General features: G+C 49.8%; 24 protein-coding genes. 13 read left to right on the top strand and 11 right to left on the bottom strand.

Annotated elements, in window-relative coordinates; translation table 11 throughout:
- The first annotated feature begins 80 nt into the window (after nt 1-80).
- From AAC022_RS02385 to AAC022_RS02370, 4 genes are all read left to right on the top strand, one after another.
- A complete protein-coding gene (locus AAC022_RS02385) occupies nt 81-1,763 on the top strand; it encodes an Nramp family divalent metal transporter (protein WP_339727593.1) in 1,683 nt (560 codons plus the stop codon).
- 96 nt (nt 1,764-1,859) lie between these two features.
- Complete coding sequence (locus AAC022_RS02380) at nt 1,860-1,988, top strand: hypothetical protein (protein ID WP_339727591.1); 129 nt, start codon at nt 1,860-1,862, stop codon at nt 1,986-1,988.
- Between the two features lie 5 nt (nt 1,989-1,993).
- Nucleotides 1,994-2,341, top strand: coding sequence for a histidine triad nucleotide-binding protein (locus AAC022_RS02375; RefSeq protein WP_339727589.1), 348 nt, complete (start codon nt 1,994-1,996; stop codon nt 2,339-2,341).
- A gap of 155 nt (nt 2,342-2,496) precedes the next feature.
- Entirely contained in the window at nt 2,497-3,156 is a 660-nt protein-coding gene (locus AAC022_RS02370; protein WP_339727588.1) for a hypothetical protein, read from the top strand.
- 10 nt (nt 3,157-3,166) lie between these two features.
- Here the strand turns inward: AAC022_RS02370 and AAC022_RS02365 are convergent, their stop codons facing one another.
- The gene (locus AAC022_RS02365) at nt 3,167-3,454 is read right to left on the bottom strand and encodes a hypothetical protein (protein WP_339727586.1); all 288 of its coding nucleotides are present in this window, start codon (nt 3,452-3,454) and stop codon (nt 3,167-3,169) included.
- 405 nt (nt 3,455-3,859) lie between these two features.
- The gene (locus AAC022_RS02360) at nt 3,860-7,312 is read right to left on the bottom strand and encodes a pyruvate carboxylase (protein WP_339727582.1); all 3,453 of its coding nucleotides are present in this window, start codon (nt 7,310-7,312) and stop codon (nt 3,860-3,862) included.
- 356 nt (nt 7,313-7,668) lie between these two features.
- On the opposite strand from AAC022_RS02360, the gene AAC022_RS02355 reads away from it, so the two are divergent.
- A complete protein-coding gene (locus tag AAC022_RS02355; RefSeq protein WP_339727580.1) occupies nt 7,669-8,649 on the top strand; it encodes a class I SAM-dependent methyltransferase in 981 nt (326 codons plus the stop codon).
- A gap of 505 nt (nt 8,650-9,154) precedes the next feature.
- Nucleotides 9,155-9,493: a hypothetical protein gene (locus AAC022_RS02350; RefSeq protein ID WP_339727579.1), complete on the top strand. Its 339-nt coding sequence runs from the start codon at nt 9,155-9,157 to the stop codon at nt 9,491-9,493.
- A 403-nt stretch (nt 9,494-9,896) separates the two neighbouring features.
- On the opposite strand, the gene AAC022_RS02345 is transcribed toward AAC022_RS02350, so the two are convergent.
- The 3 genes from AAC022_RS02345 to AAC022_RS02335 all read right to left on the bottom strand — a co-directional run bounded on the left by AAC022_RS02345 (nt 9,897) and on the right by AAC022_RS02335 (nt 12,630).
- Nucleotides 9,897-10,805: a hypothetical protein gene (locus AAC022_RS02345; protein ID WP_339727578.1), complete on the bottom strand. Its 909-nt coding sequence runs from the start codon at nt 10,803-10,805 to the stop codon at nt 9,897-9,899.
- 130 nt (nt 10,806-10,935) lie between these two features.
- The gene (locus AAC022_RS02340; RefSeq protein WP_339727576.1) at nt 10,936-12,063 is read right to left on the bottom strand and encodes a type I restriction endonuclease; all 1,128 of its coding nucleotides are present in this window, start codon (nt 12,061-12,063) and stop codon (nt 10,936-10,938) included.
- 423 nt (nt 12,064-12,486) lie between these two features.
- Complete coding sequence (locus AAC022_RS02335) at nt 12,487-12,630, bottom strand: hypothetical protein (protein WP_339727574.1); 144 nt, start codon at nt 12,628-12,630, stop codon at nt 12,487-12,489.
- A gap of 375 nt (nt 12,631-13,005) precedes the next feature.
- Here AAC022_RS02335 and AAC022_RS02330 point away from each other — a divergent pair, with 375 nt between their 5' ends.
- The gene (locus AAC022_RS02330) at nt 13,006-13,608 is read left to right on the top strand and encodes a xanthan lyase (RefSeq protein ID WP_339727573.1); all 603 of its coding nucleotides are present in this window, start codon (nt 13,006-13,008) and stop codon (nt 13,606-13,608) included.
- Between the two features lie 14 nt (nt 13,609-13,622).
- Here AAC022_RS02330 and AAC022_RS02325 read toward each other — a convergent pair whose 3' ends face one another.
- A complete protein-coding gene (locus tag AAC022_RS02325; protein WP_339727571.1) occupies nt 13,623-13,835 on the bottom strand; it encodes a hypothetical protein in 213 nt (70 codons plus the stop codon).
- Between the two features lie 117 nt (nt 13,836-13,952).
- Between AAC022_RS02325 and AAC022_RS02320 the strand changes: the two genes are divergently transcribed.
- Nucleotides 13,953-15,020: a DUF6268 family outer membrane beta-barrel protein gene (locus AAC022_RS02320; RefSeq protein ID WP_339727569.1), complete on the top strand. Its 1,068-nt coding sequence runs from the start codon at nt 13,953-13,955 to the stop codon at nt 15,018-15,020.
- Between the two features lie 302 nt (nt 15,021-15,322).
- Here the strand turns inward: AAC022_RS02320 and AAC022_RS02315 are convergent, their stop codons facing one another.
- The 3 genes from AAC022_RS02315 to AAC022_RS02305 all read right to left on the bottom strand — a co-directional run bounded on the left by AAC022_RS02315 (nt 15,323) and on the right by AAC022_RS02305 (nt 20,344).
- Nucleotides 15,323-16,849: a hypothetical protein gene (locus AAC022_RS02315; protein ID WP_339727567.1), complete on the bottom strand. Its 1,527-nt coding sequence runs from the start codon at nt 16,847-16,849 to the stop codon at nt 15,323-15,325.
- A gap of 587 nt (nt 16,850-17,436) precedes the next feature.
- Nucleotides 17,437-18,729: a Gfo/Idh/MocA family oxidoreductase gene (locus tag AAC022_RS02310; protein WP_339727565.1), complete on the bottom strand. Its 1,293-nt coding sequence runs from the start codon at nt 18,727-18,729 to the stop codon at nt 17,437-17,439.
- Nucleotides 18,730-18,928: 199 nt separating this feature from the next.
- Nucleotides 18,929-20,344, bottom strand: a complete 1,416-nt coding sequence (locus AAC022_RS02305) for a right-handed parallel beta-helix repeat-containing protein (RefSeq protein ID WP_339727563.1) — start codon at nt 20,342-20,344, stop codon at nt 18,929-18,931.
- Between the two features lie 258 nt (nt 20,345-20,602).
- On the opposite strand from AAC022_RS02305, the gene tadA reads away from it, so the two are divergent.
- The 4 genes from tadA to AAC022_RS02285 all read left to right on the top strand — a co-directional run bounded on the left by tadA (nt 20,603) and on the right by AAC022_RS02285 (nt 23,532).
- Nucleotides 20,603-21,118 (top strand): tRNA adenosine(34) deaminase TadA, encoded by a 516-nt coding sequence (gene tadA, locus AAC022_RS02300; RefSeq protein ID WP_339727562.1) that lies wholly within the window; start codon nt 20,603-20,605, stop codon nt 21,116-21,118.
- A gap of 332 nt (nt 21,119-21,450) precedes the next feature.
- Complete coding sequence (locus tag AAC022_RS02295) at nt 21,451-21,651, top strand: carbon storage regulator (protein ID WP_339727559.1); 201 nt, start codon at nt 21,451-21,453, stop codon at nt 21,649-21,651.
- A gap of 225 nt (nt 21,652-21,876) precedes the next feature.
- Entirely contained in the window at nt 21,877-22,629 is a 753-nt protein-coding gene (locus AAC022_RS02290; RefSeq protein ID WP_339727557.1) for an isoprenyl transferase, read from the top strand.
- Between the two features lie 6 nt (nt 22,630-22,635).
- Nucleotides 22,636-23,532, top strand: coding sequence for a phosphatidate cytidylyltransferase (locus AAC022_RS02285; protein ID WP_339727555.1), 897 nt, complete (start codon nt 22,636-22,638; stop codon nt 23,530-23,532).
- On the opposite strand, the gene AAC022_RS02280 is transcribed toward AAC022_RS02285, so the two are convergent.
- Both AAC022_RS02280 and hisG read right to left on the bottom strand, forming a co-directional pair.
- A complete protein-coding gene (locus AAC022_RS02280) occupies nt 23,469-24,113 on the bottom strand; it encodes a hypothetical protein (protein ID WP_339727552.1) in 645 nt (214 codons plus the stop codon). The two genes, AAC022_RS02285 and AAC022_RS02280, sit on opposite strands and share 64 nt — an antisense overlap.
- Before the next feature lie 41 nt (nt 24,114-24,154).
- Nucleotides 24,155-25,033, bottom strand: a complete 879-nt coding sequence (gene hisG, locus AAC022_RS02275) for an ATP phosphoribosyltransferase (RefSeq protein ID WP_339727549.1) — start codon at nt 25,031-25,033, stop codon at nt 24,155-24,157.
- 378 nt (nt 25,034-25,411) lie between these two features.
- On the opposite strand from hisG, the gene cysC reads away from it, so the two are divergent.
- The gene (gene cysC, locus AAC022_RS02270; RefSeq protein WP_339727547.1) at nt 25,412-26,023 is read left to right on the top strand and encodes an adenylyl-sulfate kinase; all 612 of its coding nucleotides are present in this window, start codon (nt 25,412-25,414) and stop codon (nt 26,021-26,023) included.
- Nucleotides 26,024-26,319 lie beyond the last annotated feature (296 nt).

Genomic DNA, 26,319 nt, shown 5'->3' with positions numbered 1-26,319 from the left:
TACCGTTTGAATTCTTCCGGCTCTGAGTCGTGTTTCGACGTGGCCCCATCTGTCGAAATTTAAGGTGAAGCAGGAATACGATGGAATCTCAAGACGAGAAAAGCGCGCTCAATCCGTCCGTAAGTTCTGAGGAAAACGAAACCCTGGATGCTCCGACCGACTGGTGGGGGATTACCAAACGGCTAGGCCCGGGATTGATTATCGCCGGGAGCATTGTCGGCTCGGGAGAGTTAATCGCTACCACCAAAACCGGAGCCCAGGCCGGAATCGCTCTGTTGTGGCTGATTATTGTCGGCTGTCTGATTAAGGTCTTTGTCCAGATTGAGCTCGGACGTTATTCTATCTCGCGCGGCGAAACCACGCTGGCCGCGTTAAACCATGTTCCTGGCCCGAGGCTCGGTTTCTTACGTACTTCTAATAAGGCCCCCAACTGGATTCTCTGGTTCTGGTTGATAATGAGCCTGTGTACGATCGGGCAACTGGGCGGCATCGTAGGCGGCGTTGGACAGGCACTCGCGTTGACGCTACCGATCCAGGGAGATTATCTCAAAGCGATTCAGGTTCCCTCAGAGAAGGAATTTGTCAAATATCTGGAAATCGAAGAAGCACTCAAGGACGAACAGAATTCACTGGCTGCGTTGACACCCGCAGAGCGGGAACGTTCTCTGCGTGGTCATGCCAAAGTGAAAGAACGGATTGAACGACTGCAGGCAGAAGGTCAGGTTATTCTCCAGAAAATTCGGAACAAGGATAAGCTGGAAGATGAGGACGGGAAATCCCTGATCGAACCCCAGACGTGGGACGACAAGATCTGGGCCGGTGTCATCGCCATCTTGACCTCATTGTTATTGTATTACGGCCGCTATAATTTGATCGAACATTTATCAACGGTCTTGGTCGTTTCCTTTACATTCATCACGATTGGAAACGTGATCTCGCTGCAGACTTCCGAAGTCTGGAGTATCTCCACCGAAGAAATTATCCACGGACTCTCGTTTGGTATTCCGGAAGCCACCGGTGGTATGAATCCGCTGCTGACAGCACTGGCAGCGTTTGGGATTATCGGCGTGGGAGCAACGGAATTAATCGCGTATCCTTACTGGTGTCTGGAAAAAGGCTACGCTCGATTTACCGGACCGCATTCAGAAGAGGACGGTTGGGCGATCCGCGCCAAAGGCTGGATGCGCGTGATGAAAATCGACGCCTTCGCTTCCATGTGTATTTACACGTTCGCTACGATCGCATTTTATCTGATGGGCGTCGCTGTTCTGCATAAGGAAGGCTTAGACCCGGACGGCATGAGAATGGTCAGCACGCTGGCCGAAGCCTATGTCCCGGTCTTTGGAGCCTATGCCAAATGGCTGTTCCTCGTCGGAGCTATCGCGGTACTCTATTCCACGTTCCTGGTTGCGAATGCCGCGAATGCCCGCATCTTTTCGGATGGTCTGCGATTTTTTGGCGTAGTCAATGAGAACAAGCCTAACGCAGTTCAAAACTGGATTAAAATCATGTCCTTGATCCTGCCACTACTTTGCCTGGCGGTCTTTCTGACAGGCGCTAATCCGGTCAGGCTGGTCTTAATCGCCGGAACGATGCAGGCAATCATGCTGCCGATGCTGGGCATCGGTGCCATTTATCTGCGTTACACTAAAATCGATAAGCGACTGACCCCGGGACGTCTCTGGGACCTGCTTCTGTTTCTGTCCTGCTTAGGGCTACTGCTGGCAGGTAGCTTTGGTGTTTACAAGCAGTTATTTGCCTGAGTGGGCTTAATCCGAAAAGTGGCGATCAAAAGAAAAGGCGATCTCAATGCACGCCGAGGTTCTGGTCGTTGATGTCAATCAAACTGGCAGGATATAATGAATGTTCCGGGGCAGATCGATAAGGAGTTGATTGATTATCCCTGTGCTGATGTGTCTTCAGAACAAGGTTTTGTCTGTTTTCTCTGGAAGTTCAAAAAAGCGGCGAATGAAATAGAAGGGATGTAGGTTAAATGGTAGGTGAGAAAACGATTTTCAAGAAAATCATTGATCGCGAAATTCCGGCTGAAATTGTCTATGAAGACGAATTCTGCTTGGCGTTCAAGGATGTCAATCCGCAGGCGCCAATTCATGTGCTGGTGATTCCTAAGCAGGAAATTCAATCGGTGGCACACTTGGAAAAAACCGATCAGGAACTGGCCGGGCATCTGATGTTGACGGTAGGAAAAGTAGCAGAAATGTTAGGCTTGGATAACGGATATCGCACGATTGTTAATACCGGTGTAGAAGGGGGACAAACCGTCAATCATTTGCACCTGCATTTGTTAGGCGGACGTTCGATGCAATGGCCCCCCGGTTAACAGAAAATATTTCTGTTGTGTCCGGGCCGTATCAAAATCTCATTGCCAACACTCTCACCCTCAATCATAATAGAATCAGTGACAACCAAAGTATCGAAATAGTGGGGGAAAGTATTGTGTTCAATTTTAGAAAATACTCAGGAATTCAGAGCCTGATGGCAGTTGCTTTGATCGTTTCGACAATCGGTTTACAATCCGCCCATGCACAAACTGCTGGAAAAAAAGTAAACACGAAGCAGCTCAACGTCCAGGCCGATAAACTACGCGATAGCTTTATCAGACAGTCTGCAGACATCGCCAGAAAATATTCTGATGCCGGAGACTATGAGAAATCTCGCGAGATGCTGCAGTCGATTCTCAGCATCAAAAAAGATGTCCCCGGCGTGAAAGCGATGATCAAGCAGCTCAATGAAAAACTGATGACGTCGAATTCCTCTGATTTCGAAATTGACGCGTCCCGCAACTGGAGCACTCCTACTGGTCTCGTTGCGAAAGGAAAAATGGTTCGCATCCAGTCAACAGGCACTTATGACTTTGTGACCGATATCAAAACCAGTGTTGAGGGATTACCCGATTCCACACCGATGAAAGAACTGGCCGCGGGAATCCCTGCCGGGGCTTTGATGGGCATTGTGATTTCCCAGGAAAAAGGAAAACCCAAAATCGGGAAGCCGTTTAAAATTGGTGAGAAAGCCGAGTACGTACCCAAGGATGATGGCGTATTAATGATTGGCTTGAATTTGCCAGCCGGTCATCGCTCAACGGGTAAGATTAAACTACGCATCAGTGGCTATATCAGACGATCCTCAAAATGAGGGATCTGGCTTACGGATTCTTTTTTCGTGCGGTAATCTCAGCACGGATTTCCCGTTGAAGTAATTCCGTCATCTGGCTGCGTTCCTGCAGCAGAGGAGCAGTCTGCGCGATCACACGTCGCATGTCCTCAACGATGCCGTTTTCCAGTTCTTCTGTGGTGATCCCGTCACAGGCATTCACGCAGGCTACAACACGGCGAACGAGCTCCTGATTTTCAGGGGAATCTTCTCCCAGAATCTCTCCTTCACTTGAGATTACAAAATGTGGAGGTTGGATTGTTTCACGCTCTGCAGTCATTCGCCGAGTGCTCCAAATAGTTCAAAGAAGAAAAGAAAGATGATTCTGTTCTTTTGTTCTGGTTGAGAAGTGGACCTGTACCTGAATCAGGAAGTCAAAAGATGACCTGATAAATAATCTATCGGCGTTGATTTGAACCAGTATTGAATCTCTCTTGCGCATAGTTGCAAAATGAAACTTGTTTTTGCGGTATCAAATCCGATTAAACAAACGTTGGTACGGCTAGGCAAAATAGGATGGGGTTCATCCAAGTTTAACCACTACAAGTGTGTTGAAACGAGATTCGATAAGCGAGGTTTTTCACTACACATACATGAGGTATATGCCTGTAGTAAAATCGCGCACCCTGCTTTTGATGGGGGAAATCCCCCAGTCTTCAAACACTTGTCGATGAATGGACAGAGTCTACTCAAGCACGATCAACAGGTCTCCCGATTCCACCTGCGTACCGGCTTCTGTGACGACCTCTTTCACTACGCCATCCTGTTCCGAAATCACACTCGTCTGCATCTTCATCGCTTCCAGCATTAGCAGTTGATCACCGGCTTTCACCTTGCTTCCGACTTTCACTGTCAGTGAAACAATCACGCCGGGCATCACAGAGCCAATCTGTTTTGGATCAGACGAGTCTGCTCTACGACGGGTGTCACCTTCCGGCTTCAACGATTTATCCACAATCACCACTTCACGTGGCTGACCATTCAGTTCGAAGAACACGGTGCGACAACCATCGGTTTGTGGCTTACCCACCGCCAGAAACTTAATGATCAATGTCTTGCCTGGTGCAATCTCAACAGAGACTTCTTCTTCCGGCTCCAGTCCGTTGAAGAACGCATATGTCGGCAGACCACTCGTGTCGTAGTACGTTTTTTGGTGCGTGGTAAAATCTTCGTAAACCTTGGGATACAGCAGGTAGGTTACCACTTCCTGATCGGTGGGCGTGCGGTTGATCATTTTTTGAACGACCTTGGCAGCGTCTTCAAAATCAGCCGGCGGAAGAATGCTTCCCGGACGTTCGGTCAACGGCTTTTCGCCACGTAATATTTTTTTCTGGACGTCTTCCGGGAAACCGCCGGGAGTTTGCCCCATGCGGCCACTAATCAGATCCAGTACCGATTCCGGAAACGCCAGATCGCGTTCGCTGTTCATTACATCGTCACAGCTCAGGTCATTAGCAACCAGGAACAGGGCCATATCACCGACGGCTTTCGAAGTCGGCGTGACTTTCACAATATCGCCCAGTAACTGATTCACTTCCGCATACACATGACAAACTTCAGACCAGCGATCACCCAACCCCAGGGATTGCGCCTGCTGCAGCAGGTTCGTATATTGACCGCCGGGCATTTGATGCTCGTACAAATTCGCACCCGCCGGAAGCACAGGGCTTTCAAACGCCGTATAGTAATTACGAACCGCACGCCAGTATTCGGAAATGTTATCCAGATGTTCGACTTCAACCGTTGGCTGATGCTCTTTGAAACGCTGCGCTTCCACAACCGTCGTCAGGTTGGGTTGTGAAGTTCCACCCGACATCGAAGGCACCGCACCATCGGCAATGTCCAGACCGGCCTCTGCTGCTTTCAAAATCGAGGCCGCCTGTCCGCCACTTGTATCATGCGTATGGAAGTGAATTGGAATCCCGATTTCCTGCTTCAGTGTTTTTACCAGCAACTCGGCTGCATACGGCTTACATAGACCGGCCATATCTTTAATGGCAAGAATATGCGCGCCCATGTTTTCCAGCTCTTTCGCCATCTTGACGTAATATTTCAGATCGTACTTCGACTTCGAAGGATCCAGAATATCGCCCGTATAACAGATACTGGCTTCGCAGATCGCACCACTTTTCTGAACTTCTTCCATCGCCACTTTCATGTTCGGCACCCAGTTCAGTGCATCGAATACACGGAACACATCAATGCCCGCATCAGCGGCTTCTTTCACGAAAGCACGCACGACGTTATCCGGGTAGTTCGTATAACCGACGGCACTCGAAGCTCGAATCAACATCTGAAACAGAATGTTAGGCACACGTGTTCGCATCTCGGACAAACGCTGCCACGGCGATTCTTTAAGGAATCGCATTGATGTATCAAACGTCGCACCGCCCCACATTTCCAACGAGAATAACTGCGGGCAGTTATGTGCGTAGACTTCAGCAATCTGCAGCATATCATGCGTACGGAACCGCGTCGCATACAAAGACTGATGCGCATCGCGGAACGAAGTATCGGTCAGCAGCAGTTCTTTCTGATCCAGAATCCACTTGCCGAATTTCTCCGCACCCAGTTCCAGCAGTTTCTGTCGCATCCCATCAGGGGGGGACAGTTCTTTTTTGTTATATTCGGGAACCGGTGCAGGCGTCCGCCTTACTGCTTTCGGTCGGTCCTTCACCATCGCATTGCCATTGACGACGGTCTCTGCCAGATACGTCAACAGTTTGGTTGCCCGGTCATGTCGCTTCGGAAACTTGAACAGCTCCGGCGTATCATCAATGAACCGGGTATAACAATCCCCGTTCAGGAAAGTAGGATGCGCGATCAGTTTCAGCACGAACGGAATGTTCGTCTTCACGCCGCGAATTCGAAATTCCTGTAGGCAACGCTCCGTACGGGCCGCTGCATCTTTGAAGGTCCGTGCCCACGTGGTGACTTTCACCAGCAGTGAATCGTAATACGGGAAGACCATTGCGCCAGAGAACGCCGTCCCCGCGTCCAGACGCACGCCCATCCCGCTGGCAGAGCGGTAATGCGCCACGCGTCCATAGTCGGGCATGAAGTTGTTCGTCGGATCTTCCGTCGTCACCCGGCACTGCAATGCAAATCCGTGTGTCTGCAGTTCTTCCTGGGAATTGATGCGGATTCCCGGATCATTCAGCTTGGCCCCTTGTGCGAGCAGAATTTGTGATTTCACAATGTCTATGCCGGTGACTTCTTCGGTCACCGTATGCTCGACCTGAATCCGTGGATTCACTTCGATGAAGAAAAACTGATTGGTGTCTGCGTCCAGCAGAAACTCAACGGTTCCCGCCAGTTCGTAGTTCACACTCCGACCAATTTTCAAAGCCGCCGCACACAGCGCGTCTCTGACAGCCGGATCAAGATTCGGAGCCGGCGCAATTTCTACTACTTTCTGGTGACGTCGCTGAACCGAACAGTCGCGTTCGAAAAGATGCACCAGTCCGCCATGCTTGTCACCCAGTAACTGTACTTCAATGTGTCGTGCACGTGAGATGAATTTCTCGACGAAGACATCCGCGCTGCCAAACGCCGACAGCGATTCGCTCCGTGCCTGTTCAAAGGCGGCGTCGAATTCTGCCTCTTTCTGCACGACCCGCATCCCACGACCACCACCGCCGTGTGCTGCTTTCAAAATAATAGGGAAACCAATCTCGTTCGCCGTCTTTCGCCCCGAGGCGGCATCGACAATCGCTTCGCCACTTCCCCCCAGAACGGGAACGCCTACCTTCTCAGCAATTTTACGAGCCGAGATTTTATCTCCGAGGGCCTTCAACGTTGCCACCTGGGGACCAATAAAGATAATGCCGGCGTCTTCACACGCCTGTGCGAATTCTGCGTTCTCTGAGAGAAACCCGTAACCCGGGTGGATCGCATCAATTTTTTTCTGCTTGGCCAGCGTGATAATCGCATCAATATCGAGATACGATTTCACGGGATGCCCCGGCTTGCCAATCTGATACGCTTCGTCGGCTTTCGTGCGATGCAGGGCATAGCGGTCTTCATGGGTATAGATCCCGACCGTGCGAATTCCCAATTCATGCGTACTTCGGAAAATACGAATGGCAATTTCACTACGATTGGCAACGAGCAGCTTTTTGATTTTACCCTCAGACATGAATCTTCCTAACTCTTTGTATACATTAAGTTTGATGGCTTGATTGATGTAAAATTCTGACTGGCATTCCTGACAGGCCAACGGTCACTAGAGTACATGCCTGGGGCCAGAAAAACAATCCTACACACCCCTTTACGTCGATTCTCACCCCGAGCCGGAACGCACAGGCATTCAAGTCGAACAATCTCACTAAACCCGCCTGGGAAATAGCCTTGGATTGATTCATCTTGACCTGTTTTCCCTCTCCGATTAGTGTTCACGCCGTTCTGATCCGTACGACTCCTGCCAATTGGTTTGTCCGAGTCGGGAGCAGCAGAAATATCATAGGCATCTGGCGTAAAAAAACGGTGAATCAAATGGCAGAAAAAAAGTGCGATCTCTGTGCGGGAACCGAGTTTGAACAAATTGGAAACCGCGATCGGCACGGGAACTCGTTGGAATCCGTAATCTGCAAAACCTGCGGCCTCGTCGCCCACGGTCAGATCCCGACCGACGAAGAACTGGCCCGCTACTATGCCACCGAATACCGCCAGAGCTATCACGGCGAGATGACTCCTTCGGATCGTCGTGTGATGCGCGCCTGGAAAAACGGCGAACGTATTTTTAACCAGATCCAGCCACATATCAAATCCGATGCCAAAGTCTTCGAAGTCGGAGCCGGCATCGGTTGTACCGCCAAAGTCTTTGAATTGAACGGCCACACCGCCAGCGGCATCGAACCAGGTGAAGGCTTTCAAACCTACTCCCAACAGAAGCTGCTGACCGACGTCGTCCGCGGCGATCTGTTCGAACAGCCTCGCGATCACAGTCGCGAACTCGTGCTGCTCGTGCATGTGATCGAGCATTTCAATTCGCCACGTCGCGCTCTGGAATACATTCGCAGTATGCTTGCCGACAGCGGGCAATTTTATGTCGAATGCCCGAACATCGCGGCTCCCTTCGCACGTCGCAGCAAAATGTTCCATTACGCACACATTCATAACTTCACTCCGGCCAGTCTCAAAATGCTGGCCGAGAGTTGTGGCTTCAAACTCGAACAGCAGTTCGGCTCCAGTGAAGACCCGAACCTGCAGATGCTCTTTTCCTGTAGTGAAACTTCAGCACCCAGCATCGACACCACCAACTACGAAAAAACAATGCAGGTGATCAACGGTGCCACACCAGTGCGTTATCATTTGCGCCCGTATTACTTCTCGTCCCGGCTGGCCAAAGTCAGCAGCTATCTGAAAGAGCACCTGACCGCGAAGCAGTTCGTCTCGAGCGTAGTTCAGGATTGTCAGCAGCACGCCGCCGACCAGCAGAACAAACAACCCGCTGAACGCCGCGCCGCAGCCTGACCAACGTTGTCGCACCAGTGAGTCGGAGCCCGGCGATGTGTTGGAAAAGTCGCCGACGAAAATGCCCTGTTTTGTAGTGCAGAGATGCATCTTGACAGTGCCACGCCGATTCGAAAGATGTGCTTTAAGCATCGCGCGCACGAGCAAACAGGATTTGCACTGGTAAACACGCCACAGCCTGTTGAAATTCGCACTATAAAAGTCTCTGTGTAGAACCACATTTCTTCCAAATCGCCGCGACTGCTTCGCAATGTACCCCATCGCATCGATTGGCTTCGTGGGCCTTCGCAGAGACTTCATTAGTGGTTCATAGAGTATCCCTGTGTCTTCGTGGCCCTTCGCTTGCGTGTCATTTTCCGAGTCCCCCTTGACCCCTGTGTGCCCTTCCACAAGATGCAAACAGTACGCAAACCATTTCCAGAAACAGCAGAAACAGCAGAAACAGCAGAAACAGCAGAAACAGCAGAAACAGCAGAAACAGCAGAGTAAGAAAGGCAATAAAATCATGACAGACGACCCCCTATCCAAACCCCGTTTTCAAATTCCCAGTCTCAAAGAGCTCCGGAAGCAAGCCCAACAACTCAAACGATCGCAGGCCAACGAACGAAGCAGAACCGAATGGAATTTCGCATTAGCTGCCGAACACCGTCGCCGCACCAGACAGCGTGACACAACAAACGACTGGCACCCACAACAGCAATCCATCGGAAAAGACCAAAACGAACACCGCGCCGAAGCCTACGCCTTCTACTGCAGCATCCTCAGAGACCCAAACGCAACGGTGCACGAACAACTAGCCGCCCGCGAACGCATCGACATACTATTGGGCCTCGACCAGGGATAAGATACGCATCCCCACGACCAGCACAATATGACATCCCAGGAAAACCAAGGCAGAGTTAATTAAAGACGGGAATGATAATTAGATAATCCGTCCGGGTGCCACTGTTGGCTTGCCAACAGTGAATGGGAAAACGCACTACTTACACAAAAAACACTACAAAGGTGGGTGGGCCTGAATGTAATTCGGGCCGAGCGGAGCGAGCAGAAGGTTTCGGGGCAAACGTACGGTTCAGGAAAAACCAGCATAGGGCAGGGGAGATGGACAATTGGAAGTAGTGGATGAGCAGTAACAAATTCGCAAAGAAAGAAACCTTAAAACACTTCGTGATTTTATGGCTGTTGTATCATGTGTCCTATCTAATTGAAATCTTAGCAGCGACGTACGGGGGTGCAAGTGCTAATGGCTATGCACGATAGACCGCAATTGGAGTGATCGCAATCTCTGGAAAAGTGATTGGTTTTAGAGCAGATTCGATATCTCTGACCGAACCAAACAAAATTTCAAGCTGCTGTTCAATACTATCGCTACTTGGTTGAGTGACTGAATTATCTTGTTCTCGTGATTGGGGAGGTATCGCAGCAACTTGAGCAAAAATATGCCACGATTGTACTGGAGCTGTACTGTATTTAAAAACAACACTTTCAATCTCCTCGCGTAGGTATTCTTTTTTGAGATTACCAACGAGTTTGACCTCAGGGCATGAGTTATATGGAGTTGTTTTTATCACAATTCTATCTTCATAAAAAGTATCGAGAATACTTCGAAAACCAGCTAGTATTTTGGGGTCGATAGTATAACTGTCCTTTGTTTTTTGCTGATTATATGACTTTTGTTTTTTGTTTTTTGAGTTCTTGAGTAAGTTGTTTTTCTGTTCTTGAGTTTCAGCGTGACCTAAGAATTTACCAATATCGTTAAATCGATCAATTAATCGTCGAACCCGACCGAAATCATTTAGTGTGACCATTCCCGTAATTAATACAAAAGACGTTTCGGTTAAAGTGTTTCTGAAATCTTCGACCGAAATGTTGTCAGGAATTCGAATGAGTAAATCCTTAGAAAGTAAATGATGTTCTACTTTTGTAAAAATGAAGTCGTGAAGTGTTTTAGTTTCAGATGCTTCTCGGCGCCACAGGTATGAAGCGCCACCAGTACCTTTAACCAAACCAAGGAGTGAGGCTCCAACATCGGATTTCAACGCTGCATCACCGTGCGAACCTGATGATGAAGTATTAATGAGCCCTTCTTCTAATTGAGAAATAATAGATCGTAACCGATCAGAATCCAGATAGATAAAATCACGTAGCTCTGTCATGTTAAAGTCCTAGGACCATGTGCTATTGTAACTGAAGATAGAGACTAAAGGACTTACCGTATGTCACCTGTCGGCTTGCCTGATAGTGATTGTGATATGGCATCCACCCACTAAAAAATTGGTATGTGAATTAACCATTCCCCGTCTCACCACCATTCGATACCTCACCCGTATAAGGCTTACCGTTTCCCTCATACTCACCGATCACAGCTTTCACTCGTTCCGCGTGTTTGAAGATGCCATCTACGTTATCGATCTCGACTTTCTCTTCGTTTTTGTTCGAGAACAGGCCCAGGTATTTCTGGGATGTATTAAACCGCAGGCGGCAGATTGGTTTGCGGTTGTTGTCGTCGAGCAGGATGCCGCAATAGCTTTTGGTGTCGCGCATGGTGACGCGTGATACGTCGACCACTTCTCGCAGAATGGCTTTCACGACGTTGAAGCCGTCCAGTTCGTCCTGTGTGGTTTCGATGCCGTCACGGGATGATGTGTCTTCGTCGGTTTCTTCTGATTCGGTAACGTCTTCCGCCGTCGAATCTGACTGATCCGCTGAGAGGGCCGTCTTCAGTCGTTCGTTGATGCGTTCGTTAATGAACTGGGTGCGGGCCTCTTTGACAATCTTGGTGAACTGTTCTACCACTTGCTGTGTCAGTCGGCCTTCATAAACCTGCGAGGCGAAGAATCGGACAAACTCTTCTGAGGGCGCTTTGAGTTCTTCATCCAGAATTTTTTTGATCGCTCCGGCATACTTCAGTGTGCTGGCGGTTGTGAGGATATCTTCCAGAGAAAATGCCGACTTCATGAATTTTTTGAGTTCATTGATCTGATGATCTTCAAAGTGCAGCATGTTGAACACGAAGAAGGGCTTCGAATCCATTTTGTTCGGCTCATCAATGTCCGAATAGAATTGGTATTCAATGCCATTTGTCAAAATTGCAAACCGGGCCGATGTGACCGAGAAATAACGGTAGAGTTGTGAGGCATGCACTTTACCCAGATCCGCGCCCGACCATTTGCATTCGACGAGAATGATGATCTTGTCATCCTTCTTGATTGCGTAATCGACTTTCTCGCCCTTTTTGGTGCCGTGATCCGAAGTGAATTCGGGAATGACTTCGAGTGGGTTAAAGACGTCATAGCCCAGCCCACTGATAAAGGGCATGATGAAGGCGTTCTTGGTCGCCTCTTCAGTCTGGGTGTACTCCATCTGTTTGGGGATGCGTGCTGCAATGTCTTTCATCCGGTCAATCAGATCCATTGTTGCTCCTGTCGTCGCGTCAGAGTTGAAGTTACATGCCAGCCTGCTTTTGTTTCACAAACCGCACGTCGAAGGTGCGGAGAGAATTTCACGAAGAAAGAGTCGTCATCCGTAGGAAAATGATCCCCTGTGTTCGATCAGAGCGTTTGGTACGAACTCAGATGTGGGTGAACAATTATTATGATGCATTGTGTTCTAATGTCAACAAAGGTGAAAATGTGAGTGTAAAACCTCTGGCTGATTACGACATTGGGTGGCACTGTTGGCTTGCCAACAGTGAATGGAAAAACGCATCACCAACACAAAAAACACCACCCCATCCGATAACTTTCGTAAATTTCGTGGAAGTAAAAAACAGAAGCCGAAAGTAACGGCGGCTAGCGCCGAGCCGCTCATTTTTAAGAGACAATTTGCAATCCGGATCTAACTCGTGCCAGCACCGTCGGGCAAGCCGAGCGGTGGCACGCGGGAAGATGGCTCTGGTTGTATGATGAAGTGCGAAATGGTTTCACTGCTTCCTTTGTCATTGTGATGCCAGATTGAATGTCGCCAGGCGGGTCGACACATGGATCGACCCCTACGATGAATGTCGTTCCGTTGTGAGGAGATCACTCGCGTTCTCTGACACCTCCTGTTGCCTGCAGCAATCCCGAATTGGATTCGGGACCACCCTGTCTGATCGTTTTCGTGTTTTTCGTGGTAGAAATCAAGACAACAGAGAACCGGCTCGAGTCCCAGCGGGTTGCGTAATGCGCTGAGAGGAGCAATTAATCTTAGAGGCATTGATACAATTAGCCCAACGGTGCTGGTACAATTAAGGTTCGGTTTTGCTCTGGAAAATATACGTCGCAAGTTCCTGATCTTAGCTACCATGAAAATCTCGATATACACGAAAATTAATAACGGCGGCGAGAGCCGTTCCGCTGATAGGAAACAGGATTCATGCAACAAATTCCAGCGATACTGATCATCCTGGCGTTGATGTTGACCACACAGGAGCGAACATTCGCAAACGAACCGGCTCCCAAACGAAAGCCGCATCCCGATGCCATCGCTAACACCCATCCTCCCGGCGAAGTCGATAAGCCGGAACTCGTTCCGTTCATCGTGGCGGACCCTGCAACAATGAAGGGAATTGTCGTTGATGAAACCGAGGCGAAACTGGTCGGCGTCTGGCAGTATTCAACGCACACGCCCCCTTACGTCGGTGTTGGTTATCTGCACGATCAGAAAAAAGGGAAGGGCGAGAAAGCGGTCATCTATACTCCACAGCTTCCCAAAGCGGGCCGCTACGAAGTCCGGCTCGCGCACTGTTATAATATCCGCCGCTCTACGAATACGCCGGTCACCATTCACCATGCCGACGGCGAAAAAACGATCCGTATCAACCAGCAGGACATCCCCGAGCATCAGAAACTGTTCCGCACGCTGGGTGTGTTTCGTTTCAATAAAGGCAAATCAGGCTGGGTCAAAATTTCCAACGAAGGCACCGACGGCAAATATGTCATCGCCGACGCCGTCCAGTTTTTGTATATGAAAGACTGATCAAGAACAGGAAATTAGCTCACTGTGAGCGGCACAACGCTAGCCGCCGTTTTTAACTGTTCGAGTTTTTTCGTGCTGTCCGTGGTAGTAATAAAGCAGGTATCAAGAGACGCAGCACGTGTTTCCCGCAATATCCAGCTCACCGTCAATGAAACCAAAACCATTGCGATTTCGGTTGTCAGCAAGCAGGAATTCTGTTGTAAATATGACAAAATAAAATAATTCATCGATCAAATACCTGTCTCGTACTATAAAAATAATAACATGAGATATTTCACGCAGAACCCCTCTCTCCATTCTAATTGCGTTCTCTTCTTTACCAAAACGGATGTCACGGACGACAGATGTTATCGCTACGTCTCTTTTTAATATTCTCTATGATCGGATATACCCTCGGTATTCAGCAGAGCCTGCATGCGCAGACTGAAACGCCGGCATATGCTTTCCCTTCAGAACAGTCGGAAACCGTTCTGGCTGGATTTTTGCCAATCGACCGCAGCTTACGGGTGGAAGATGGCCTTCCTCTGGATCAAGTAATCCCTCCTTCGGACGATCCCATGGATGAACCCTTTGACTCTGAGAGTGATGAATCACCCTCTTCTGAGAGCCCGCTTGATTTAAAATCGCTCATGAAGCCGCGGTTTGACAGCTCAGCCGAATGGGAACCTAAGGTCAATGGTGTGGGAATCAGTTCCTATGACTTGTCAATGAAGATACCGGTCTACCCGATTTTCGGGCCTCCGCCTCCGTTCTTAAATTTTGGCTATTCATTTACTCAGATTGATGCTCCGGCGGCGTTGGATTTACCTCAGAGTCTCAATGAATTTTCGTTTGGGATGTCATGGATGCGCCCGATCAATAAAAAATGGATGGCTCGTTATATGCTCAATGGCGTTTTTGCATCAGACATGGACAACACCAGCAGTACCGCCTGGCAGATTCGAGGCGGCATGTTTGCCATGTACCGTCCTAACGAAACCTGGAATTTTGCCTTCGGAGCGCTCGCCACAGGCCAAAGTGATCTTCCGGTCCTTCCGGTCGTGGGAGCGATTTGGCAGCCGCGGCCTTCACTCAAGATCGATTTAATGCTTCCCAATCCAAGAATATCTCTGCTCTTGTCTGAGACAGAGCAGCGCCAGCATTGGGCCTATGTCGGCGGTGGCTTCTCGGGAGGCACATGGGCCTATCGACGTGCCAACGGATTAGGGGAACGGCTTAACTATCGCGAGTTTCGATTTGTGTTGGGATGGGAATCGACTCCCCCTAAAAAGCCGGGCAGCTTTGGTTCCAGTGGTACCCGGTTGAACGCAGAGATCGGTTACGTCTTCGGCCGGAAGTTTGAATTTGATAACAGTGTGCCTGACATCAAGATTGATAACACACTCTTACTTCGCTCAGGAGTCAGTTTTTAAACAGAGCAATCAATAACAAGCCTGCTTGCTTTCATCAACTTGGCACGCACTCCCACTAGATCCTGCTCGCTGCGCTCGGTCCGAATTACATTCGGTACCCATGATTATGTTTTTTTGCGTAAGGGATGCGATTTCCCATTCACTGTTGGCAAGCCAACAGTGCCACCCAAAAGCAGCCTCTTTTTTCTATGTTGAAGACCAGACAGAACAGGAAATTTGCCCCATAGTGAGCGGCACGGCGCTAGCCGCCGTTTTTCTTTTTCGTGCTTTTCGTGATCGTAATAAACACAGCGAAACTTCAACTAATCCAGCTGCGGTGGCAGGCTGCCATAGGCCCAGGGATTATTCTTGAATACCGGAGCAGTAGGGCGCTGAGACAGTTTATCGGGCGTTAACTGTTTGGAAAGTTCAATCGCAGCGTCGACCATTTGCGGGCCGGCGGTGATGATCAGATTGCTGTAACCGGTCAGGCGGGTCTCATAACCGCCGCCGTTATTGTCGAACGCTTCTTTCGTTGGCACATAACCGACACAACCGTTCGCCAGTGAGACCGGAAACGTCATCGGAAAGGGGCTCCCCTGTTTGATGTCCAAACCGAGTTGGCAGAAAAATTCGGCGGGGTCGGTCAACAGAACCACAGGACCCAGTTGCACCGCCTGCACTTCCACCTCGGCTACCGGTTCTTTTTGCAGACGGGCATCGAGCAGAACGGTTTCTTTGGCAAAGACCCAGTCTGTCGCATTCGACTTGGCCGGTCCCGCTTTGACGGTTTCGATCGCTTCTTTGAGATGTTCGGGCGTTGGTTTGCGGCGGGGAATTTCCAGCATTTTTGTTTTGCTGGCGATGGTTTCAAAGTTACCGCGGGACATTGAGAGCAGGACCTTCACTGCTTCGGCTCCCACACGACCGCCGACAAATCGGGCCGATTCTTCACTCGGACGCCGCTGAAACTGCGACAAGTTATCGACCTGCGTCACATCACCGGAGGCACCCGCTAAGAAGACGAGAATCGCATCTTTCCCGAAGACGCCGCGAATGACCTGCTCGACATAATAGATGTAGTTGGCCGAAATACCGCCTGGATTCGTGGTCGCGTGGCAGACGAAATTCACGATGCAGCCTTTGAGTTCTCCCTGCTCATCCCACACGCCGATCACGCCCACTTCGGGATCAACGGGGCCGGCGGGTTTCACGATATCGGGGTTACCGGGACGTGGATGTGTGAACGTCAAACCGTTCCGCATGAAGAACCTCCGATTAAAGGCGACCTGTTCTTCAATGCCCATGCCAACACCACATTGAGAGGCGTTCCGTTTCTTAAACGCTTCACAGATGGCTTCCACACACTGATCGACGACTGTTTCCAAATACGCGGCATCTGCCGTCGATGATTTTTCATATGCCAGCTCTTTCACGAAGTCAGACGCATGATCGTATTCGCCAGGCAAAATCATGCCCATGGGACCTGATGAGTGTGAGTGCGTCGCGTGCAGCAGAATCGAATTCGCCGGGATCTTGCATTTGGCTTCCACCCGTTTACGGATTTCGTCTACCGTGACACGTCGAATGAACAGCGCGTCCAGACTCACAACGGCGACCACATTCTTGCCGTTATCAAATACCGCCGCCCGCGTTTTGCAGGGATCGTGAAACGAACGGTGATACGATTTCCCATAACCGCCGGGCTGCTCCATGCCGATCTGGGGAGTGATGTCTCGTTCGGCAAAGCCGACTTTGACTTGCGGTGTTTCCGCTGCGTGGCTGAGCGTTGTTGTGAATAACAGGAGCGAAAGAGTGATTACTTTGCAGTACAGGGAGAGCATGTTCATGACGAAAACTCGATCTCAATCGGGGGTAGGAAACGTGAGGAAACGGTCTCTTTTTATTAAAACAGAATCCGAATCAGGTTGCTACTGAGGAAAGTTAAGAAATTCGCGTTCGTCTGAAATCGGGGTAGTCGCAGGCAACAGGAAGTCTTAGAGAACTCCTGTGGTCTCTAAGCAACGGAACGAATACATCATCGTAGGGGACGGTCTATGTGCCGACCCGCCTAGCGGGGTTCGAGACAGGATTCACTCTTTCGAAGGAACCAGTGAAACTTTTTTATCGGTCATCCCACCACCTCAATCCATCTTCCGGTGTGCCTCTGTTCGGCTTGTCCGACGGTGCTGTTACGAATGACGTGAAGTCCTGCCCTGTGTGAGATTCTGCTGAATCAATCGCTGAATTTAGGGGTTTCCTGCTCGCTCCGCCCGAATGACATTCGGGCCTACCCATTCTCATAGTGTTTTGGGTGTCTGGGTACGCCTTCTTATGGATGCCACACGCTACCGTGATATATTCTTTTTTACTACCACGAAAAGCACGAAAGTACTCGAAAAAAGAAGTGGGGGCGGATGGTCCCGAATGCGATGGCTTACACTATGTCGTATGGTTTGCGATATTCTTTCGTGAGCCATTTGGCTGCTTCGGCATCACCTACGATAGTTTCCTTTTTCGGATCCCAGTTGATTTTCTTTCCCGTCCGAACGGCGATATTACCGAGATGGCAAACGGTAGCAGAACGGTGTCCGATGCTGATGTCTGCGGCTGGCTTCTTTCTTGTCTTGATGCAGTCAATGAAATTGTTGACGTGTGCGATGTTCGCATACCGACTGGCAAATTGTGGCATTTCAACCGACTTCAACAGCTCGGGTGGGTTGGCGATGATACCACCACGATAGACAAACAGGCTTCCCTTATCGCCGACAAACTCGGTTCCCTGTTTCTTACTCTTTGTGCCGGGATTTTGTCGACAGTTCAAAACGACACCGTTATCGTAAGTGTATTTGATATCGGTTGAGTCTGGAGTCTCATACCAGCCATCAGGATTAAAGACAGCCGATCCTTCAGCACTCACAGGGCCACTGTCATCCATTCCCAGTCCCCACTGCGCGATATCCAGATGGTGGGCTCCGAAGTTCGTTTGTTGACCACCACTATAATCCCAGAAAAAGCGGAACAGGTAGTGCACGCGATTTTTGTTGTAAGGTCGCAGTGGCGCCGGGCCAAGCCAGCGGTCAAAATCAAAACCTTGTGGCGGGGTACTGTTAGGTACTGGTTTGCCAGCCCGAGCGATCCAGTTCGGACCAGGCAGCGTCACGTTTACAGTATGCACCTTGCCCAGTAATCCTGACTGCACCAACTCCACAGCCAGTTTGAATTCCTTACCACTGCGTTGCATTGTGCCTGTCTGGACTACCCGATTGTTTTTTCGGGCAGCATCGATCATCACTGGTCCCTCACCTACGACCAGTGTGAGTGGTTTTTCGCAATAGACATCTTTGCCGGCCTTACATGCTTCTACGGTCATCTTGGCATGCCACTGATCGGGAACTGTTACGACGACCGCATCGAGGTCTTTGGAATCCAGTAGTCTGCGATAATCATCAGTCATCATTGACGACCGGTTGGCATTTTTCTGAAGAAAGGCGCCCGCTTCAGCAAGATAGTTTTGATCCAGATCGCATAACGCATCAATATTGTTGAGGAAGTACTTCATGTTGTTGCGTGGGCCGCCCTGATTGCCAACGCCGATCATGCCAATTCGAACTCGCTCGCTGGGCGGTACTGCCGCAAATGTGGAGCGATAGCTCTTGGCACTCAGCCCCATGAACAGTCCACCGAAAACAGATTTTTTCAGAAAGTTACGACGAGAGAGGTGGGACATGGAAAGACTCCTTGAGCGACTGAACAATAAACAGCATATTCTGTAAATTCCGACTAGGAATCAGACAGAATATTGCAAGACAGAGATCGTTCATAATAGCATCACACTGACCTGTGTCAAACGGCTCGAAATGGTACGGATCATCGATTGCTGATGCAAAATGGGAAACTTGGAATTAGTCTCTGAAGTGCTTTTTCGACTACTTCTCAAACATATTGTCGACGATCTGATTGTCTTTGCCGCCGATGACTTTGATCGAGTGCGCGTTTTCACTGTTCGGCAGATCACTTTGAATCAGACAATCCGAGACGCGGCTGTACGAAACATTTTTCAGCAGCAAGCCCTCTTTGGCATAATCGAGAATCGTGCAGTTGGTGAGATTCATGCGGCGGGAATCACGAATTTCGAGCGCCGCCGTCTCATCACCCGTTCCGCTGATGTGATTGCCGCTGATTGTGCAGCCATCGCAGTTGGTAAACAGCGCGCCGACTTTCGCGGTGCTGCCATCGCCGTAATGGTAGCGGGGGTTACGATCGAGCACGTTATTGGAAACGAGAATATTTCGGCAGTCATCGATGCGAATATTGTGTGTGTAGCCTTTCCACATCGTGTTTCCAGTAATCGTCACGCCGCGTGCGCTGGTGACTTCGATATTGGTCTGTACGTCAGAAAGGACATTGTCGGCGATCGTAATGTTCCCGTCGCGGTATTCGTCTGAATGTGGTCGAATGCGCGCGTGTTCGTTAATACGGATGTTGGCAGAACCGGGGGCGTTATGATCGTGTTGAATCGTACAGCCGACAATCGCGATCTCGCCGACCGAAGCGCCTTCGGAATCGATCAGCACATTCGCCGTGGGTTCGGAATTTTCATCGCCCATATTACCTTCAATGTCACAAGTGCCGATGTGAATGTTGCGGATATCTCCCTTGCGCACAACGACACCGCCGCCGGCATTATAGGAAATATGACAACCAACAATATTGGACTGATGAATGTTGACGTGATCATAAAAGATACCGGCGCCACGGTTCTGATAAATATGGCAGTTGGAAACAATCAGATTTCGATTGCGTTTCACAAAGTGAATGCCGTGCAGCGCGCGACGGATGGTGAGTCGGGTAAGGGTGATCTGCATCGTTCCCGTCGCTTCGACGCCGCAGGCTTCTGGGTGATCACCGACAATTTCCAGACCGTCAATGAGTGGAGAACGTTGATTCAGCCAGACATTTTCTTTGACCGTATGCGGACTGGCGGTTCCTTCGTGCGTGCCGATGAAGCGGAAGGCAGGACCGGCGCCCGCCATGATGATCGTGGCGGTTCCGTCCGAACTGATCGAAGTTGGCCCCAATTTTTCCAGATCGACGCTGATCGTTTTCGTGACGCGATAGATGCCTTTGGGGAACGTAATTGATCCCTGTCTGGAATCGACGGCACGTTGGATGGCGGCCGTGTCATCCGTTTTCCCATCTCCGGTCGCACCAAATGATTTGACGGACGGCGTTGCTGAAGCGGGAGCCGGTGAGTTGTTGTTTTGTGAATTACCGGGTTGCGATGAAATCACCAGAAAACCGATGACCAGAAGGGTTGAGAAACTAATCACGATGCCGCGCATGAAGGTGTACCTTGACTGAAATGGTGAAGTTCTGAGTGATTCACTGCAACGCTCATTGTAAACAGAAAGGCTGCAGAATCTCAAATCGGAAACCATTGATTGATTGAGCCAGTCTGCTTTTCAGTCAGCATGGGAATCAGGTTTTCAGGCCGGATAATGCCTCACCCCGACTTTCTTTCCCGTCAGATCTGGTTTATGTTGTGCTGAAGCGAGGAATATTTTTTCTTTAAGAAATATAGTTAAAGAACCATAATTAAGATGATCGACCGACCTGACGACCCCAATTTTTCTCCCGGTGACCGGGATTTGCTACAGTTGCATACGCGCTGGATGCGGTATGCATACGACGAAGCACGCGCGGCATTTGAGGAAGATGAAGTCCCGGTCGGCGCTGTGATTGTGTATCAGGATCGGATCATTGCCGCCGCACATAATCAACGCGAAACGTTAAGCGACCCGACGGCACATGCCGAGATGATTGCCATCACGCAGGCTGCTGAATCGCTCGGTTCATGGCGACTCTCCGACTGCATTTTGTATGTCACGCTGGAGCCTTGTCCGATGTGTGCCGGTGCGATTATTCAATCGCGCATTCCTTTCGTTATCTATGGCACGCCCGATGAAAAAGCCGGCGCTTGTCACTCGTTATTTCAGATCACCAGCGACAAACGATTGAATCATCAAAGCACAGTCATCAGTGGCGTGATGCAAGAAGAGTGCCGCACGATTCTGCAGGAGTTCTTTCGTCGCAAACGCGCGGAAGGGAAAAAATAATGACTGCGTGCCTCGTTTTTTTTATCGGTATGAGCGCGAAGTGGATCGCTTGAAGTTTGTTTTTTATTTCTTGTTTTGTGCGCGACAGGAAAACATCAGGTGAATGATTTGGTTGATGTATCATGCATTAAATCGCGACATGTGAAAATCTGAAGGAATGATAAAACTGAATTTGTCAAGTGAATTTCGCAGAAAAGAAACAGCATTAAATTCGTTTCATTTTTTGTTTAGTTTCAGCTTGTCCTTCCGAGATCAGTTTGACAAAATGTGGTCTACAATAACTTTTCACAATGTCTACAGATTCATTTCTGAATTAACTTTGAGGCGAGCGAATGCATATTATCTCTCGTGAAGCGAATGAGAGTATCCTCATCGGGGAACATACGGTTGTTAAAGTGCTTGAAGTATTTGGGGATCGTGTAAAACTATCGATTGAATCTTCCGGGGCCGAACCTGCCTACTGGGAGAAGGTTGTCTATCTGGATCAGTCTGTTGAAGCAGAGGAACTTGAGTCTGTTCAAATCGGTGGGTGATTTACCCCATAAGAACAGAAACTACTGTAGATGATCTGAACTGGGGAATATCCCCCAGTCATTCTCTAAAGAAGCGGCGCTTTCTCGCCGCCCAGCCTTGGCGTTTTTGTGATAATGTCTCACAATACGGATATGTCAGGAGAGTTTTCTCTCTACTCGTATTCTGAAGCCTGCTAAAATCAGGCAAATACGTCGTTCAATCTATCAATCACTGTGAGGCAAATTGTGCCCGCCATATCGGAACAGGATGGGGAATCGCTCGGCCTAGAGTCCCGACAACTACCCAGGCATATTGCCATTATCATGGATGGCAATGGCCGGTGGGCGTCGCGTCGCGGGTTTCCACGCATCGAAGGACATCGCCAGGGCGTCAATAGTGTACGCACTGTCGTGGAAGAATCAACGCGTCTGGGAATCGAACAACTGACGCTTTACTGCCTCAGCAGTGAGAACTGGAAACGGCCCGCATTGGAATTAAACCTGCTGATGCAGCTCCTGAAAAAGTTCGTCATCGGTGAGCGGGAAGAGATCATGCGGCAGAATATTCGCTTTGCGACGATTGGTCGTCGCAGTGATCTTCCTAAGGATGTGCTCGCGGAAGTCGACAAAACAATCCGCGAGAGTCAGGAAAACACAGGCATGCAACTTTGCCTGGCCCTCAATTATGGCAGTCGATCCGAAATTGTGGACGCGGTCCAATCGATCGTCGGCGAAGTGGAACAGGGAAATCTCAAAGCAGACGAGATCAACGAAGAGGTAATTTCGTCGCACCTGTATACCGCCGGCATGCCCGATCCCGATCTGGTGATTCGTACGGCCGGCGAAATGCGGGTCAGCAATTTTCTCTTATGGCAGATCAGCTATGCCGAACTATGGGTCACCGAAACCTACTGGCCGGACTTCGCTGTTTCTGATTACTGGCAGGCACTGCGTGATTTCGCTGCCCGTGACCGCCGTTTCGGTGGGTTGAAAGGATAACGCAGCATGCTTGGCTGGCGGTTACTTGTTTCTGCAATTCTGATTCCGCTGTTGTTTGGATTGTTCTACCTCGATCAACGTGCGGGAGTTAGCGCTCCCTATCTGTTGGGACTCAGCTGCCTGTTGATTATCAGAGGCAGTTGGGAAATCACAGATTTGCTTACGGTTCGCAATCTGGCCCCCAGTTTTCGTCTGGTCTGCGGCTTATCATTCCTAATCTGCATCGCGGCCTGGTTTCCCTTTCTGCAGGGGCAGCATTCCGATCCACAGATGTTTTCACTGGCGCTGATGGCGGTGATGTATGCGGTTTCGATTCTGATCATCTTTCTAAAAGGGGCCATCCGGTTTCAGGAGCCCGGTCAGAGTATGGAAACGATTGGTGCCGAAATTCTTTCCGTTTCCTACATCGGTTTTTTGCTCGCGATGCTGGCAGAGCTGCGCTGGGTGGCAGGACCAGAGACCGGCTATCTGGCACTCGGTTCGCTGATCATCAGTGCCAAAATGGGTGACATTGGCGGCTACACGTTCGGTCGTTTATGGGGTAAGACGAAGCTGGTGCCGCGACTCAGTCCGGGAAAAACCCAGGTCGGCGGATATGGGGCCATTTTTGGCGCCGCTTTAGGAGCGTTTCTCTGGCTGCACTTTACGCCGTCGCTGTTTCACTCGGGGTGGACGGCTTCTCCCTGGTACTGGTCGATTCTGTTCGGGGCGATCATCGGTGTCATTGGTCTGGTCGGCGATTTGTGTGAATCGTTGATCAAACGGGACGTTGGGAAAAAAGATTCCGCCGAATTATTGCCCGGCTTTGGTGGTCTGCTGGATTTGTTAGACAGCCCGCTTTATGCCGGCCCGGTTGCATTTTTGCTCTGGAAACTGCTGCCACTGGTGACCGTTGCCAACTGAGTAGGCTCTGAATCGGCTCTCAAATTACACCAGCGCAGACAGGGCAACGAATCTGCAAGTGTCGGTAAATAGGCGTCGACGAACCCCGCTTCCGCGAGTTCAGGAACCGTCTTCTCCTGTGCGAGATCGACCGATTTCAACAGAATCAGTTCGGTCGCAGGCCAGGTGAGCGAAACCCAGGCTGCGATGGAATCGCTGGTCACGTCCCAGGAAGCCGGCAGGTCTGCAAAATCGGAAGATGAGTTCTGCGTTAAGTAGTCGTAGGAACAAAGCACGGGAATACCACCTTCATTCCAGACGGCGATCGCTTCCGACTGTGAAGAGACCAAACTGGCATCGGGCAGAATCGTTGAGAGCAGACGGTCATTCAACATTAACGATTGAATCGCAAGCCAGTGCGCTTTGGTTTCACTCAAATGATGCGTCCGGTCCCAGTCGCGCACCAGATCTGCGGCGCTTCCACCCCCTGAAATCAATAGCGGCCGCGAATCGTTTAACTGCGCCAACAGGTCGGACAGCCTGGCTCCCAGGTCCGGCAGATCAAACAGACTGCCGCCGACTTTGATGACGGTGACGTGCATACTGCATTCCTGTTTCTGCCGGAGCGACTTGAAGCCATCGATCAGTCGATGATTTTGGAAATCTGATATTCCACCAGACCACACGCGCCGGCAGACTTCAGTTTGGGGACAATCGTACGCACAACGGTTTCATCTATGATCGTACTGATGGCAACCCAGTCTGGATCGGACAGAGATGAAACGGTGGGCTTCTGTAATGCGGGAAGTAGATTGAGCACTTTTTCGAGATCCGCACGTTCCACATTCATCAACAGGCAGACTTTGCCCTCGGCTGCCAGACAGGATTCAAGCATCATCGCGATGTTCTCAAGCTTCTCACGTTTCCAGGGATCTTCGAATGCTTTTTTGTTGGCGATGAACCGGGTCGTGCTCTGCATCAACTCTTCCACGATTCGCAGATTATTCGCTCGCAGCGAAGAACCGGTTTCGGTCACTTCCACAATCGCATCGGCTAACTTGGGTGGTTTGACTTCAGTCGCACCCCAGGAAAACTCGACATTGGCTTTGACGCCATGCTTTTCCAGATATCGTTCGGTCATGCCCACGACTTCCGTGGCGATGCATTTTCCTTCCAGGTCTTTGACGGTCTGGATCGGCGAATCTTCAGGCACGCACAGCACCCAGCGAACGGGGCGGCGGCTGACCTTCGAGAAGATCAACTCACAAATTTCATGCACATCTGCGCCAGTTTCCAGAATCCAGTCATGGCCGGTAATCCCGGCGTCCAGAATCCCCTGATCGACATAGCGGGCCATTTCCTGAGCCCGAATCAGTAAACATTCGATTTCTGTGTCATCGATTGTAGGATAATACGAGCGGGAAGAAAATTTGATGACATAGCCGGCGCGTTTGAACAGTTCCGCCGTCGAATCCTGTAAACTTCCTGCGGGAATACCGAGTTTTAAGACCTTCTCAGACATGGTTTTGGTTTTCTGAATGCGTTGGTTTAGTGCGTAATGTGTATAATATTAACGGTTTATGTTCATGGTCCCGCTTTGAACTGGCATCACGAATCTGTCAGATCAATGAGTGTCTGAAGGACACGGCTACCAAACAATGGTTCCTTGCGCGTACTCTAACAGCTCAAAAACCTCAGTTCCAGTAGTCCGGAACGAGAATGTTCGTAGAAATTCCCAATCTGTGGACTTCCATCGAGCGCGGAGTTTCTCTAGGATCGTGCAAACATCGACTCAGGATATACGATTCCCGCTCATTTTTCACTGCAGGAATCTGAATATACAAGTTGTTTCCACAGATATTTCCACAGCTATTTTTTATGAGTAAGGAGAATTTCCTCGATGGCCGAGCAAAAAGCCACTAACGTGACCTGGCATGATCACCGTGTTACCAAAGAAGAACGTTGCAAACAAAACGGACACAAAGGTGCCGTCCTTTGGTTCACCGGATTAAGTGGTTCTGGCAAAAGTACCATTGCTAATACCGTAGATCACAAGCTGTTCGAAATGGGCAAGCACACTTTCGTTCTCGATGGTGACAACATTCGGATGGGGCTCAACAAAAACCTGGGCTTCTCTCCTGAAGATCGTACCGAAAACATCCGCCGCATCGGTGAAGTTTCCAAATTGTATTCCGACGCCGGCATTCTGGTCATGACTGCGTTCATCTCCCCTTATCTCGAAGACCGTAATCAGGTCCGCGAAATCATGGGTGAAGGCGAGTTCATCGAAGTTCTGGTGCAAGCTTCTCTGGAAACCTGCGAAGAACGCGATCCTAAAGGGCTCTACAAAAAAGCCCGCGCTGGTGAGATCAAAGGATTCACTGGAATTGACGCTCCTTACGAAGCTCCTGAAAAACCAGAACTGGTTCTGGATTCAGACGCAAAAGGCATCGATGATCTGGCCGACGAAGTCATCGCTTACCTCGAAGCCAACGGATACCTTTCAGTATAGGTAGACCGTGACAGCAGAAATGCTGTTGCAACGAAAATTGAAACCTCAGGAAGTGTTATGCTTCCTGAGGTTTTTTCGGTTTACGTGTGCGATCATTTTATTACGACCGCGAAAAGCAGTAACCGCTGACAAGTTTAATATCATCGGTGGCCCTGTTGGCTTGCCAACAGGGATTAGAAAATCACGTCACCTGAACTTGTAATAGAAGTATTCAGAACCCGCTGATTCATGATACGAGTGGGCGAACACATGGTTTCACCCCTACCCAACAGGCTAGTAGACTGGATCTTGCTTAT

It is taken from the genome of uncultured Gimesia sp. (assembly GCF_963976445.1).
Classification (GTDB): Bacteria; Planctomycetota; Planctomycetia; order Planctomycetales; family Planctomycetaceae; genus Gimesia.
Note: the sequence above shows the minus strand (reverse complement) of the source record. Positions and strands in the feature narration are given on the sequence as shown.